Annotated in this window: 9 protein-coding genes and 2 tRNA genes; 7 read left to right on the top strand and 4 right to left on the bottom strand. The window is 60.8% G+C overall.

The genetic code is table 11. The features are described from left to right. The first annotated feature begins 88 nt into the window (after positions 1 to 88). From hflK to PMI35_RS06395, 5 genes are all read left to right on the top strand, one after another. Complete coding sequence (gene hflK / locus PMI35_RS06375) at positions 89 to 1,261, top strand: FtsH protease activity modulator HflK (protein ID WP_008064111.1); 1,173 nt, start codon at positions 89 to 91, stop codon at positions 1,259 to 1,261. Next, the gene (gene hflC / locus PMI35_RS06380; protein WP_008064109.1) at positions 1,261 to 2,130 is read left to right on the top strand and encodes a protease modulator HflC; all 870 of its coding nucleotides are present in this window, start codon (positions 1,261 to 1,263) and stop codon (positions 2,128 to 2,130) included. The genes hflK and hflC overlap by 1 nt, the downstream gene beginning before the upstream one ends. Before the next feature lie 297 nt (positions 2,131 to 2,427). Continuing rightward, positions 2,428 to 3,615, top strand: a complete 1,188-nt coding sequence (locus tag PMI35_RS06385; protein WP_008064107.1) for an ATP phosphoribosyltransferase regulatory subunit — start codon at positions 2,428 to 2,430, stop codon at positions 3,613 to 3,615. Positions 3,616 to 3,669: 54 nt separating this feature from the next. Continuing rightward, on the top strand, positions 3,670 to 4,962 hold the full coding sequence (locus tag PMI35_RS06390) for an adenylosuccinate synthase (RefSeq protein WP_008064105.1): 1,293 nt from the start codon (positions 3,670 to 3,672) through the stop codon (positions 4,960 to 4,962). Positions 4,963 to 5,113: 151 nt separating this feature from the next. Further along, positions 5,114 to 7,048 carry a methyl-accepting chemotaxis protein gene (locus tag PMI35_RS06395; RefSeq protein ID WP_008064103.1) on the top strand — a complete coding sequence of 645 codons (1,935 nt, stop codon included), beginning with the start codon at positions 5,114 to 5,116 and terminating at the stop codon, positions 7,046 to 7,048. Between the two features lie 132 nt (positions 7,049 to 7,180). On the opposite strand, the gene PMI35_RS06400 is transcribed toward PMI35_RS06395, so the two are convergent. The 4 genes from PMI35_RS06400 to PMI35_RS06415 form a co-directional block, all read right to left on the bottom strand. Further along, entirely contained in the window at positions 7,181 to 8,746 is a 1,566-nt protein-coding gene (locus tag PMI35_RS06400) for an ABC transporter permease (RefSeq protein WP_008064100.1), read from the bottom strand. Continuing rightward, entirely contained in the window at positions 8,746 to 9,756 is a 1,011-nt protein-coding gene (locus PMI35_RS06405) for an extracellular solute-binding protein (RefSeq protein WP_008064098.1), read from the bottom strand. Before PMI35_RS06405 ends, PMI35_RS06400 begins: the two co-directional genes overlap by 1 nt. A gap of 172 nt (positions 9,757 to 9,928) precedes the next feature. Then, a tRNA-Leu gene (locus tag PMI35_RS06410) sits at positions 9,929 to 10,015 on the bottom strand. Positions 10,016 to 10,204: 189 nt separating this feature from the next. Continuing rightward, positions 10,205 to 10,291: transfer RNA gene (locus PMI35_RS06415), tRNA-Leu, on the bottom strand. Positions 10,292 to 10,516: 225 nt separating this feature from the next. Between PMI35_RS06415 and rnr the strand changes: the two genes are divergently transcribed. Both rnr and rlmB read left to right on the top strand, forming a co-directional pair. After that, positions 10,517 to 13,144: a ribonuclease R gene (gene rnr / locus PMI35_RS06420; protein ID WP_008064096.1), complete on the top strand. Its 2,628-nt coding sequence runs from the start codon at positions 10,517 to 10,519 to the stop codon at positions 13,142 to 13,144. Then, complete coding sequence (gene rlmB, locus PMI35_RS06425; RefSeq protein WP_008064095.1) at positions 13,141 to 13,908, top strand: 23S rRNA (guanosine(2251)-2'-O)-methyltransferase RlmB; 768 nt, start codon at positions 13,141 to 13,143, stop codon at positions 13,906 to 13,908. The genes rnr and rlmB overlap by 4 nt, the downstream gene beginning before the upstream one ends. The last annotated feature ends 34 nt before the right edge of the window (positions 13,909 to 13,942 follow it).

Below are 13,942 nucleotides of genomic sequence, written 5' to 3'. Positions count from 1 at the left end.
GAAAGCGGTTGTGTCGTGGTGACAGGCATTCTGTAGCATTGGTCGGCGCGCCGTGGGTGCGTCTTTGCTTTATCAGATGGAGAGCGCTATGGCTTGGAATGAGCCGGGTGGCAACTCGAATAATCAGGATCCTTGGGGTGGCAAGCGTCGTAATAACGGCGATCGCAAGGGGCCGCCAGATCTCGACGAGGCCTTCCGAAAGCTGCAGGAAAGCCTGAACGGGTTGTTCGGTGGTGGAAAGAAACGTGGTGATGACGGTGGTGGTTCGGGCAAGAGTGGCGGCTTCGGCGGCCTGCTCGGCATCGGCCTGGTCGTATTGGCGGCCGTGTGGCTGTACAGCGCAGTCTATGTCGTCGACGAGCAGGAGCAAGCCGTGGTGCTGCGCTTCGGCAAGTACTACGAAACCGTTGGCCCGGGTCTGAACATCTACTTCCCGCCGATCGACAAGAAGTACATGGAAAACGTCACGCGTGAGCGGGCGTACACCAAGCAGGGTCAAATGCTGACTGAAGACGAAAACATCGTCGAAGTGCCGCTGACCGTGCAGTACAAGATCAGCAACCTGCAGGACTTCGTGCTGAGCGTCGATCAGCCGGAAATCAGCCTGCAGCACGCGACCGACAGCGCCCTGCGCCATGTGGTGGGTTCCACCGCGATGGACCAGGTGCTGACCGAAGGTCGGGAATTGATGGCCAGCGAAATCAAGGAGCGCCTGCAACGCTTCATGGATACCTATCGCACCGGTATCACCGTCACCCAGGTCAACGTACAGAGCGCAGCGGCACCGCGTGAAGTGCAGGAAGCCTTCGATGACGTGATCCGCGCCCGTGAAGACGAGCAGCGTTCGCGCAACCAGGCTGAAACCTATGCCAACGGCGTCGTGCCGGAAGCCCGTGGTCAGGCCCAGCGCATCCTTGAAGACGCTAATGGCTACCGTGACGAAACCGTCTCGCGCGCCAAGGGTGAGGCCGATCGCTTCACCAAGCTGGTCGCCGAGTACCGCAAGGCACCTGAAGTCACCCGCCAGCGTCTGTACCTGGACACCATGCAGGAAGTCTTCAGCAACACCAGCAAGGTTCTCGTGACCGGCAACAAGAATGGCCAGAACAACCTGCTCTACTTGCCGCTGGACAAAATGGTCGACAGTGGTCGCAGCACCAGCACTCAGGTGACCGGCGCGGCAGCCACCAGCAATGAAGCGAATGCACGTGCGGCAGCTGATCTGCAGCAACAGCAAGCACGTACCAGGGAGAGTCGCTGATGAGCAATAAATCGCTGATCGCCCTTATTGTCGGCGTCGTCGTGGCGATCGCTGCCTGGAACTGCTTCTACATCGTGGCTCAGACCGAGCGTGCGGTGTTGCTGCAGTTCGGTCGCGTGGTCCAGACCGATGTTCAGCCAGGCCTGCATGTGAAAGTGCCTTACGTTAACCAGGTGCGTAAATTTGACGCACGCCTGATGACGCTGGATGCACCGACGCAACGCTTCCTGACGCTGGAAAAGAAAGCCGTGATGGTCGATGCCTACGCCAAGTGGCGGGTGAAGGACGCCGAGCGTTTCTACACTGCGACTTCCGGTCTGAAGCAGATTGCCGACGAGCGTCTGTCCCGTCGTCTCGAATCGGGCCTGCGTGACCAATTTGGTAAGCGCACCTTGCACGAAGTCGTGTCCGGTGAGCGTGATGCGCTGATGGCGGATATCACCGCTTCGCTGAACAAGATGGCTGAAAAGGAGCTGGGCATCGAGGTTGTCGATGTTCGGGTCAAGACCATCGACCTGCCGAAGGAAGTGAACCGCAGTGTGTTCGAGCGTATGAGCACCGAGCGTGAGCGTGAAGCTCGCGAGCACCGCGCCAAGGGTAACGAGCTGGCTGAAGGCATCCGTGCCGACGCCGATCGTCAACGACGTGTGCTGTTGGCTGAAGCCTATCGTGAATCCGAAGAGATTCGCGGTGACGGTGACGCCCAGGCCGCTTCGATCTACTCCAAGGCCTACGGTCAGGATCAGGAGTTCTACGCGTTCTACCGTAGCCTGCGTGCCTACCGTGAAAGCTTCGCGAACAAATCCGACGTCATGGTCCTGGACCCAAGCAGTGACTTCTTCCATTACCTGGAAAAAGCCAAGCCTTGATACAGCGTTGACCTGATTCATCCCGCCGGGCGGCTAATACCTCTGGCGGGGTGATCCTTTGGGAAAACGTGTGTATGATGCGGCAGCCGGGAAATTCCCGGCTTTTTTGCGTCTGCATGTTTGAATGCTGTTTTGTGCAGGTGCCCGAGCTGAATGCTCGACAGGTTTTTCGAGGAAAGTGATTGGCGAAGCCGGTAATAGGCGTTTCGCTTCGTTGTTCCTGCGCGGAACAATCATTTTCTGCTTCACTCAAGGGCTCGGCCCAGGGCTGGCCGCCCGGATACAGGGGAAGGCGTAATGGCAACGGTAGACCGCTGGCTACTGCCAGATGGCATCGAAGAAGTACTGCCACCGGAAGCGGCGCGTATTGAAGTTGCGCGTCGCCAGGTGTTGGATCTGTTCCAGAGCTGGGGTTACGAGTTTGTCGTGACTCCCCATATCGAGTACCTGGAATCCCTGCTGACCGGCGCGGGCCAGGACCTGGATCTGCGTACCTTCAAGGTCATCGACCCGCAATCGGGCCGGCAGATGGGTTTCCGTGCCGACATCACGCCGCAGGTGGCGCGCATCGATGCGCATACCCTGCGCCGCGAAGGCCCGAGCCGCCTGTGCTACGCCGGCAGTGTGCTGCATGCCCAGCCGCGTGCCTTGTCGTCCTCGCGCAGCCCGATCCAGTTGGGCGCCGAGTTGTATGGCGATGCCAGCCCGAGCAGCGACGTGGAAGTCATCAGCCTGATGCTCGCCATGCTGCAACTGGCCGATGTGCCGGATGTGCACATGGACCTGGGGCATGTCGGTATCTACCGCGGCCTGGCCCGCGCCGCCGGTTTGTCCGGTGAAGTTGAACAACAGTTGTTCGATGCGTTGCAACGTAAAGCCATCGATGAGGTCATTACCTTGACCGAAGGCTTGCCAGCTGACTTGTCGGGCATGCTGCGCGCGTTGGTCGACCTGTGTGGCGGCCGTGAAGTGCTGGCGGCTGCGCGTGAGCGTCTGGCCAAGGCCCCTGCCGCGGTACTGGCTGCATTGGATGACCTGCTGGCAATCGCCGAGCGTTTGTCCGTGCGTTTCCCGGAGCTGCCGCTGTACTTCGACCTGGGCGAGCTGCGCGGTTACCACTACCACACCGGCGTGGTGTTCGCCGTGTTCGTGCCGGGTGTTGGCCAGTCCATTGCCCAGGGCGGTCGTTACGACGACATCGGCGCTGACTTCGGTCGCGCCCGTCCGGCAACCGGCTTCTCTACCGATTTGAAAACCCTGGTGACCCTGGGGCGTGCTGAGATCGAGCTACCGTCTGGCGGTATCTGGATGCCTGACAGTACGGATGCGGCACTCTGGCAGCAGGTTTGCCAGTTGCGCAGTGAGGGTCAGCGTGTCGTCCAGGCCTTGCCTGGACAACCTTTGGCCGCCGCCCGTGAAGCGGACTGCGACCGGCAATTGATTCAGCAGAACGGGCTTTGGCAAGTATCGCCACTGGCTTCTTGAGTTTTCCTGCCGGCTGCCGCCGGCACCAAGTTTGCGCGAATGAGGACAAGTGTTATGGGTAAGAATGTCGTAGTCCTGGGCACCCAGTGGGGTGATGAGGGCAAAGGCAAGATCGTTGATCTGCTGACCGAACATGCTGCCGCCGTAGTGCGCTACCAGGGTGGCCACAACGCTGGCCACACCCTGGTGATCGACGGTGAAAAAACCGTCTTGCACCTGATCCCGTCGGGCGTACTGCGCGAAGGCGTGCAGTGCCTGATCGGCAACGGCGTGGTGGTTGCACCCGACGCCCTGCTGCGGGAAATCAACAAGCTGGAAGAGAAAGGCGTACCGGTGCGTGAGCGCCTGCGCATCAGCCCGTCGTGCCCGCTGATCCTGTCCTACCACGTTGCGCTGGACCAGGCCCGTGAAAAGGCCCGTGGTGAGCTGAAGATCGGTACGACCGGTCGCGGCATCGGCCCGGCTTACGAAGACAAGGTTGCACGCCGTGGCCTGCGCATCGGTGACCTGTTCCACCGTGAGCGTTTCGCCGCCAAGCTGGGCGAGTTGCTGGACTACCACAACTTCGTACTGGTCAATTACTACAAAGAGCCGGCCATCGACTTCCAGAAAACCCTGGACGAGTGCATGGAATACGCCGAGCTGCTCAAGCCGATGATGCTCGACGTCACTGCCGAGCTGCACGAGCTGCGTCGTGCCGGCAAGGACATCATGTTCGAAGGCGCCCAGGGCTCCCTGCTGGACATCGACCACGGTACCTACCCGTACGTCACCAGCTCCAACACCACTGCTGGCGGCATCGCCACCGGTTCGGGTGTTGGCCCGATGTTCCTGGATTACATCCTGGGCATCACCAAGGCCTACACCACTCGCGTGGGTTCGGGTCCGTTCCCGACTGAGCTGTTCGATGACGTAGGCGCGTTCCTGGCCAAGCGTGGCCACGAGTTCGGTGCAACCACCGGTCGTGCCCGTCGTTGCGGCTGGTTCGATGCCGTCATCCTGCGTCGCGCCATCGACGTGAACAGCATCTCGGGCCTGTGCCTGACCAAGCTGGACGTGCTGGACGGTCTGGAAACCATCAACATCTGCGTTGGCTACAAAAACGCTGATGGTGCAGTGATCGACGCACCGACCGATGCCGACAGCTACATTGGCCTGGAGCCAGTGTACGAAGAGATGCCGGGCTGGAAAGAATCCACCCTCGGTGCCAAGACTCTGGAAGAGCTGCCGCAGGCTGCGCGTAACTACATCAAGCGCGTTGAAGAGTTGGTCGGCGCGCCGATCGACATTATTTCGACAGGTCCGGACCGCAACGAAACCATCGTTCTGCGTCATCCGTTCGCTTGATAAGCTGTTGATGTAAAACACAAAGGCCCCTTCATAGGGGCCTTTGTCATTCATGCCTGCCGAACGGCATGACCTTTGCTATTAGCTTTGCCTAGAGTGTCACTTTTGGGCGTGCCATCAATTTAATGGCGCACAAGCAGAGGGATTTCAAGTGTCGGCCGTTCTCTCATTGTTACAAAGCCGTTTGTTGCGGCCCGTGTTCGTTACCCTTGGTATCGCCCTTTTGGTGCAGGTACTGGTGGCGGTCGCGCTGACCCGAAGCACCGTGACGGCGCTGGAAGCCGATCTCGCTCAGCGCCTGGGCGCGGACAGTCAAAAACTCTCCGGTGAGCTCGAGCAGGCGGGGCGTGAAGTCACGTCGAGCCTCGACAGCCTGTCCGCCAGTACGCGTCAGCGCCTTACGGCTGGCCTGTCTACGCGACTGAAGGATGAGCAGGCGCAGTTGCGTTCGACCCTGGAAAAAGACCTGAAGGACTCCGCCAGCGACATGGCGCAGCTTCTGGCGTCGGTGGCGCCTCGCGCCATGTGGGACAACGACGTTCCGACCTTGTCCGAGTTCGCCCGTCGGGCCCAGCGCAACCCCAACGTCCTGTTCGTGGTGTATGACGACGCCACGGGCCAGCATCTGACGCGTTACCTCAACCGCGAAAACCCGATCAACAAGGCCCTTTTGGAAAAAGGCCAGGGCGAGCGCGCGCTGGACAAGGTGCTGGATGCAGCGAAGAACGATCCGTCGGTCTTCTACATCGAGGCCTCGATCAACCCGAATGGCGTGGAAATCGGTAAGGTCCTGATGGGCGTCTCGACGGCGTCGGTAGAGGCCGACCTGGCGGCATTGGACAAGCGCTTCTCAGCGTTGATTGCCAGTGGCGACCAGCTGGTGGGTGACAGCCTCAAAGGCGCGGCGGCCGACAGCGCAGCGGCCATGGGCGCGCGTCTGCAATCGGCGCAGTCCACCGCTGCTGAAATGAAAGCCAATACCACCGCTACCGTGCAGGAAGCCGCGGCAACCCTGCGCTGGCGTATTGGTTTGAGTCTGGCGGTGGTGGGCTTTGGTGTCCTGCTGTTGCTGGCAGTCGTGCTCGGGCGCCGAGTCGTCAACCGCCTGAGGATGTTGATTGTCGCCATGGATGATCTGGCGGCGGGTGAGGGTGACCTGACCAAACGCGTGCAAATCAGCAGCAAGGACGAGATTGGCGACATGGCCTCGGCGGTCAATCGCTTTGTCGACAAGTTGCAGCCGATCGTGCGCGAGGCAGGTGATGTCGCTCAGCGTACCGGTGTGGAAATCGGTGCCATGACGTTGCGCAATGCCGGGGCCGATGCGGCGGCAGGCATGCAGCGCGATGAGGTGGCTGAAAGTCTGCGGGCCTTGTCGCGAATGGCCGATGAGGCACAGTCTGAAAGCCAGGCCATGCAAGCGGCCTTGAAGCAGGTGGTGGATATTCGTCAGGCCACCGACGAAAACACCCGGACCTCGGCGAAAGTCGGCAACCTTATTGAGGCGTTGGCTGGCCAGGTAGAAACCGGGGCGCAAGTGATCGAGCGCCTGGCACAGCAGAGTGAGCAGATCGAGGTGGTACTGACAGTGATTCACGGGATTGCCGAGCAGACCAACCTGCTGGCGCTGAACGCCGCCATTGAAGCGGCACGCGCCGGCGAAACCGGTCGCGGCTTTGCGGTGGTGGCGGACGAAGTACGGGCGTTGGCGAGCAAGACGCAAAGCTCTACCGGCGACATCCAGGCGCATATCGTGGCGTTGCAGCAAGGTGCACGCGAAGCCGTGGCGGCAATCGGTCAGGCCGGGCGTCAGGCCAGTGAAGGCCTTTTGGTTCTACGTGACAGCGCGCGGTTGCAGCAATCGGTGCAGGCTTCGGTCGAACAGGTGCACACGGCGATCGGCCTGGCGACCCAGGCCGCCGAGCATCAGGCCCGGGGAGCCCAGGCGGTGCGCGGTCGGGTCGAGACCATTCATGTGCAAGCCGAGAAGGCGGCCCAGGCGGTGGTGGAAACCACGGCCAGCGGCAAGGTACTGGATGGGTTGGCGGCGCAATTGAAAGCGAGCCTGGGGCAGTTCAGGGCGTGATGTGTTGTCACGGATGACGCCATCGCGGGCAAGTCGAATCGTCGCACCGCCGCTCCCACAGTGTTTGAGGTTGCCTGCGAGTATGTGTTCGCAACAGAACCTGTGGGAGCGGGCTTGCCCGCGATAGCGGTCTCAGCGGCTCAAATACATCCGGGTCGTTAACAGGTAGACGGGCAACCCCGACACCAATATCAACAACGCTGCATAAGGCGCCGCCGCCGCAAATTCCACATTCGCGGTATGCGCCCATACCTCGGTGGCCAGTGTGTTGAGCCCGGTCGGGCTCAACAGCAAGGTCGCCGTCAGCTCCTTCATCGCATCCAGAAACACCAGCGCAAACGCCGCCCCCAACGCCGGGAAAATGATTGGCAGGGTCACCCGGCAAAAGGCACTGAACGAAGACGCCCCCAGCGTGCGTGCCGCCTCTTCCAGTTGCGGCGCAGCCTTGTTCAGCGCTGTGCGAATCGGCGCCTGGGCCAACGGCAGAAACAGCAGCGCATAAGCAATCAGCAGCAGCGTCGAAGTTTGGTACAGCACCGGCACATAGTGCAGCGCGAAATACACCAGGGTCAGCGCGATCACCAGCCCTGGCAGCGCGTGCAGCAGATACGGCAAGCGCTCGGCCCAGATTGCCAGCGGCCCTTTATAGCGCACCACCAACAACCCCACCGGCAGCGCCAGCACCAGGCAAAACGCCGCGCCGCCCAGGGACAGGGCCAGGGAGGACAGCAGTGCCTCGCTGATCGCGGCGATCGGGAACGCGGCCGACGAGCCCACGGCCAGCCAGTACGCCAGCATCCCCAGCGGAATGCCGCTGCCGATGATCGCCAGCAACAGGCAATAAAGCTGTCCCGCGAACACCCACGGCCCCAGGCGAACCTGTTCTGCTTGTCGCGCCGCGCCCTGGCCTGTGCGCACGTGCCGGCCTTTGCCGCGAACACGCAGTTCCAGCCACAGCAACATCAAGCACAGCGCCAGCAACACCGCCGAGAGCATCGCGGCGTTGGCGTTGCTGAACTCCAGCTCGAACTGTTGATAGATCGCGGTGGTGAAGGTTTGCAGGCCGATGATCGACAGCGCGCCGAATTCGACCAGCATGTGCAGGGCAATCAGCAGCGACCCCGCCAACAGCGAAGGCCAGAGCAGCGGCAAGGTGACGCGGAAAAACACCCCCCAGCGATTCTGTCCCAGGGTGCGGGCAGACTCTTCCAGCGAGGGGTCGAGATTGCGCAGGGTGGCGGCCACCGGCAGAAAGATCAGCGGGTATTTGGACAGGCTCATCACCAGGATCGCCCCGCCGAGCCCTTCGAAATGAGCGCTCAGCGACACCCAGGTAAAACTGCTGACAAACGCCGGTACGGCGAACGGCAAGCACAGAATCACGCCCCACAGACGCCGCCCCGGCAGATTGCTGCGTTCCAGCAGCCATGCCAGCGACAGGCCAATCACGCCGCATGCCAGCGTCACACCGATCATCAGCGCCAGGGTATTGCGCAGCAGGCCAAACACATAAGGTCGCCACAGCAAGTGCAGCGCTTGGGCCCAGCCCGCTTGCCAGGCTTTCAGGCCGACGTACGCCAGGGGGAGCAAGCTGAGCACGACCAGCAGTAGCACCGGCAGCACCAGCCAGATGGAAGGCCGCTTACGCCCTGGCACATACCGGCCCTGCGTGGCGGAGGCGGATAGCGATGCGCTCATCAGTTCAGGCCAACCTCGCGTTCCAGCTCCAGGGCTTCTTCGGCATTACCGAGGTCGGCGGGCGTGACTTTCGGCGCTTGCAGTTCGCTGAAAGGCTTGAGGCCGCGATCCGATTGCATGCCTTTGTGCAGTGGGTATTCGGCGGTGGTCTGGGTGATCACGCGCTGGCCTTCTTCACTGGCCATGTAGGCGAGCAATTGCTGGGCTTCTTTTGGATGTTTGCTGGATTTCAGTACGGCCGCGCTCGATACAGTAATCAGGCCGCCGACATCACCGCCGGTGAAGTAATGCAGTTTCGAGTCGAGCTGGCCCTTTTCGCGTTGCAGGGCGAACCAGTAGTAGTTGTTCACCAGCACCGTCGCCACTTCGCCGTTTTCCACGGCTTTGAGGGCAACCATATTGTTGCTGTAGGTCTTGCCGAAGGCGCGCAGGCCGGTCAGCCATTCTTCCGCAGCCTCCATGCCATGCACCTTGATGATCGCCACGGCTTGTTCCTGGAACGCGCCGCTGGTGGGTACGAAGCCGACCTTGCCCTGCCATTGTGGATCGGAGAATTCCATCACCGATTTCGGCAGGTCTTTTTCCTCGATCAGTTTCGGGTTGAACGCGACGACGCGCACCCGAGCGGTGACGCCAATCCAGGTGCCGTCCGCGGCGACATAGTCCTTGGGCAGGACTGCCAGCGTGGTGTCATCGGCCTTGGCCAGGAAGCCTTGCTCACCGAGTTTGTTCAGTGGCGGCGATTCTTCGGCGTAGATCACGTCGGCGGGGGAGCGATCGCCTTCTTCGACGACCTGGCTGGCGAGCTGGTTGCTGCTGCCTTTGCGCACATTGACGTGAATGCCTGTCTTGGCTTCGAAGGCTTTGGCGACCGCATCGCCGACTTCCTTGTGTTGGCCGTTATAGAGCGTCAGGGAGACTGGGTCGGCAGCCTGGGTGAGGGGAGTGGCGAGTGCCAGGCCGAGAAGCGTGGTGGTCAGGCCGCGGCGCAGGGTATTTCGAAACATCATTCGCAGGGTTCCTCACTGTCGCATTGCAAAATCTTGCAACAATGATAAACGATATTGTTTCTCAAATGAGCCTTGAGAGGTCCTGTGTGTTGTTTTTTGGATGGGCCAGAAACGCAAAAACCCGCTTTCGCGGGTTTCTGTGAAATTCAAGGCCGTAACCTTGAATTTGAATTGGTGCCCAGAAGAAGACTCGAACTTCCACGACCTTGCGGTCACCAGCACCTGAAGCTGGCGTGTCTACCAATTTCACCATCTGGGCATTTCATCGCTAGCGTTGCCGCTGTTGATGTGGCGCACTATACGGAGCGCAATTTGATCTGTAAACCCCTGATTTGAAATTAATAAATCAGAACCTCAGAAATGCGGATCAGAACCCCGGAAATGCAAAAACCCGCTTTCGCGGGTTTTTGTGTGAGCCTTGAAATTGAACTAATCTCAAGCTCGAAATTGGTGCCCAGAAGAAGACTCGAACTTCCACGACCTTGCGGTCACCAGCACCTGAAGCTGGCGTGTCTACCAATTTCACCATCTGGGCAGTATCGGCAACGTTGTCCGTCGTCGATGGCGCGCACTATACGGAGCGTCTTTTTAACTGTAAACCCCCGACACCAAAAAAACCTGAAAAATTTCACCAGCGGTCTTCAAATCAAAATCCTGGTGTCGATAAAGGGCTTTAGATGAGGCGTATTAGCCTGAAATTTCCCGTTTCATTACGCCTATGCCAAACTAACCCGCATATAGACAAGGTGAAAACTCTCTAATGGCCGATTGGCAGTCCCTCGATCCCGAGGCCGCTCGTGAAGCGGAAAAATATGAAAACCCCATTCCTAGCCGCGAACTGATCCTTCAGCACCTTGCTGATCGGGGTTCGCCCGCTAACCGCGAGCAACTGGTCGAAGAGTTTGGTCTGACCACAGAAGACCAGATCGAAGCCCTGCGCCGCCGCCTGCGCGCCATGGAGCGCGATGCACAGCTTATTTACACTCGCCGTGGCACTTATGCGCCGGTGGACAAGCTCGACCTGATCCTGGGCCGCATCAGCGGTCACCGTGACGGCTTCGGTTTCCTGGTGCCGGATGACGGCAGTGACGACCTGTTCATGAGCCCGGCGCAAATGCGCCTGGTGTTTGACGGCGACCGTGCACTGGCGCGTGTTTCCGGGCTGGATCGCCGCGGTCGCCGCGAAGGCATGATCGTCGAAGTGGTGTCCCGTGCTCACGAGACCATCGTCGGCCGCTACTTCGAAGAGGGCGGTATCGGTTTCGTTGTCGCGGATAACCCGAAGATCCAGCAGGAAGTGCTGGTGACGCCGGGCCGTAACGCGAACGCGCAGATCGGTCAGTTCGTCGAAGTGAAGATCACTCACTGGCCGACACCACGCTTCCAGCCGCAAGGCGACGTGGTTGAAGTGGTGGGCAACTACATGGCGCCGGGCATGGAGATCGACGTTGCCCTGCGTACCTACGACATTCCTCACGTCTGGCCTGAGGCCGTGCTTAAGGAAGCCGCCAAGCTCAAGCCGGAAGTCGAAGAGAAAGACAAAGAGAAGCGCATCGACCTGCGTCATCTGCCGTTCGTCACCATCGACGGCGAAGATGCCCGCGACTTCGATGACGCGGTCTACTGCGAAGCCCGTCCAGGCAAGCTGCGCCTGTTCTCCGGTGGCTGGAAGTTGTACGTGGCGATTGCCGACGTTTCCAGCTACGTGAAGCTCGGTTCGGCGCTGGACGCCGAGGCCCAGGTGCGCGGCAACTCGGTGTACTTCCCCGAGCGCGTGATCCCGATGCTGCCTGAGCAGCTGTCCAACGGCTTGTGCTCGCTGAACCCGCAGGTCGATCGCCTGGCCATGGTTTGCGAGATGACAATCTCCAAATCCGGCGAGATGACCGACTACTGCTTCTACGAAGCGGTGATCCACTCCCACGCCCGCCTGACCTACAACAAGGTCAGCGCGATGCTGGAAACGCCGAAAGCCACCGAAGCGCGCAAGTTGCGTGGCGAATACACTGACGTCGTGCCGCACCTCAAGCAGCTGTATTCGCTGTACAAGGTGTTGCTGGCCGCTCGTCACGTGCGCGGCGCGATCGATTTCGAAACCCAGGAAACCCGGATCATCTTCGGCTCCGAGCGCAAGATCGCGGAAATCCGTCCGACCATCCGCAACGACGCGCACAAGCTGATCGAGGAATGCATGCTGGCGGCCAACGTGGCCACCGCCGAATTCCTGAAGAAGCATGAGATTCCTGCGTTGTACCGCGTTCACGACGGCCCGCCGCCGGAGCGCCTGGAAAAACTGCGCGCGTTCCTCGGCGAGCTCGGTCTGTCCCTGCACAAAGGCAAGGATGGCCCGTCGCCGAAGGATTACCAGGCGTTGCTGGCCGGCATCAAGGATCGTCCGGATTTCCACCTGATCCAGACCGTCATGCTGCGTTCGTTGAGCCAGGCGGTGTACAGCGCCGATAACCAGGGCCACTTCGGCCTGAATTACGAGGCTTACACCCACTTCACCTCGCCGATCCGCCGCTACCCGGACTTGCTCACGCACCGGGCGATCCGCAGCGTGATCCATTCGAAGCAAGATACCCCGCACGTTCGCCGTGCCGGTGCGATGACCATTCCGAAGGCGCGCATCTATCCGTACGACGAGGCGGCCCTGGAGCAGCTCGGCGAGCAGTGCTCGATGAGCGAGCGCCGTGCCGACGAAGCGACTCGCGACGTGGTGAACTGGCTCAAGTGCGAGTTCATGAAGGATCGCGTAGGCGAGTCGTTCCCGGGTGTGATCACTGCAGTGACCGGTTTTGGCCTGTTCGTCGAGCTGACCGACATCTACGTCGAAGGCCTGGTGCACGTCACCGCGCTGCCGGGCGATTACTACCACTTCGATCCTGTGCACCACCGCCTGGCCGGTGAGCGTACCGGTCGCAGCTTCCGCCTTGGCGATACGGTTGAAGTGCGGGTGATGCGCGTCGACCTCGACGAGCGCAAGATCGACTTCGAGATGGCCGAAAAAACCATCAGCGCGCCGATCGGCCGCAAAAAACGTGGCAGCGAAACGGCAGCTCCTGCAGCTAAAGCCGAAGCAGAGCCGGTCCCGGCGAAAACCGGCCGTCGTCCTGCCAAGGAAAAAGCTGTCGAGGCCTATCGCCCAAGCGATGCGGCGGCGAAAAACGCCGAAGTGCGCAAGAGCCGTGAAATGAAGCAGGCGTTGCTGGCCGGCGCGAAAAGCGGCGGTAAAGCGGCGTCTGGGGGAAAGACCAGCCGGTCGGCGCCTGAAAAGGCTGCCGGCGGCAAGCCAGCCAAGCCGACTAAACATCGTAAAGGTCCGCCGAAAGCGGGCTCGGCTCCAGCCAAGACTGGCGGGGCGCGTAAACCTAAGGCCAAGTCATGAGTCAGTTGGAAAAGATCTATGGCGTACACGCTGTAGAAGCGTTGTTGCGTCATCACCCGAAACGCGTGAAGCAGATCTGGCTGGCCGAGGGTCGGAATGACCCTCGGGTCCAGACGCTGATTGAGCTGGCCAACGAAAACCGGGTCCAGGTCGGCCAGGCCGAGCGCCGCGAAATGGATGCCTGGGTTGAAGGCGTGCACCAGGGTGTGGTCGCGGACGTGAGTCCGAGCCAGGTCTGGGGCGAGGCGATGCTTGACGAGCTGCTCGATCGCACCGAAGGCGCTCCGTTGTTGCTGGTGCTCGACGGCGTGACCGATCCGCACAATCTCGGTGCCTGCCTGCGTTCAGCCGATGCGGCGGGCGCGCTGGCAGTGATCGTGCCGAAAGACAAGTCGGCTACCCTGACGCCGGTTGTGCGAAAAATCGCCTGCGGTGCGGCGGAAGTGATTCCGCTGGTGGCCGTGACCAACCTGGCGCGCACCCTGGAAAAGCTCCAGCAGCGTGGCCTGTGGGTTGTCGGCACGGCAGGGGAGGCCGAGGTCAGTCTTTATGACCAGGACCTGACCGGCCCGACCATCCTGATCATGGGTGCCGAAGGCAAGGGCATGCGTCGCCTGACGCGTGAACATTGCGACTACTTGGTGAACCTGCCGATGGCCGGTAGCGTCAGCAGCCTCAACGTTTCCGTGGCAACGGGTGTGTGCCTGTTCGAAGCGCAGCGTCAGCGCAGTGTCAAAGCCAAGGCTGCCGCTAAAAAAGCGTGATCCAGTTGTAGTCCCTGTGGGAGCGAGCCGGCTC

Source organism: Pseudomonas sp. GM78 (genome assembly GCF_000282475.1).
Lineage (GTDB): Bacteria > Pseudomonadota > Gammaproteobacteria > Pseudomonadales > Pseudomonadaceae > Aquipseudomonas.
This window is presented reverse-complemented; position numbering and strand designations above follow the sequence as displayed.

Excerpts from the sequence above, each read along its gene's own strand:
- rnr (WP_008064096.1), top strand. The coding sequence starts at position 10,517 with ATGGCCGATTGGCAGTCCCTCGATCCCGAGGCCGCTCGTGAAGCGGAA.
- PMI35_RS06385 (WP_008064107.1), top strand. The coding sequence starts at position 2,428 with ATGGCAACGGTAGACCGCTGGCTACTGCCAGATGGCATCGAAGAAGTA.
- PMI35_RS06405 (WP_008064098.1), bottom strand. The coding sequence starts at position 9,756 with ATGATGTTTCGAAATACCCTGCGCCGCGGCCTGACCACCACGCTTCTC.
- hflK (WP_008064111.1), top strand. The coding sequence starts at position 89 with ATGGCTTGGAATGAGCCGGGTGGCAACTCGAATAATCAGGATCCTTGG.
- PMI35_RS06390 (WP_008064105.1), top strand. The coding sequence starts at position 3,670 with ATGGGTAAGAATGTCGTAGTCCTGGGCACCCAGTGGGGTGATGAGGGC.
- rlmB (WP_008064095.1), top strand. The coding sequence starts at position 13,141 with ATGAGTCAGTTGGAAAAGATCTATGGCGTACACGCTGTAGAAGCGTTG.
- PMI35_RS06400 (WP_008064100.1), bottom strand. The coding sequence starts at position 8,746 with ATGAGCGCATCGCTATCCGCCTCCGCCACGCAGGGCCGGTATGTGCCA.
- hflC (WP_008064109.1), top strand. The coding sequence starts at position 1,261 with ATGAGCAATAAATCGCTGATCGCCCTTATTGTCGGCGTCGTCGTGGCG.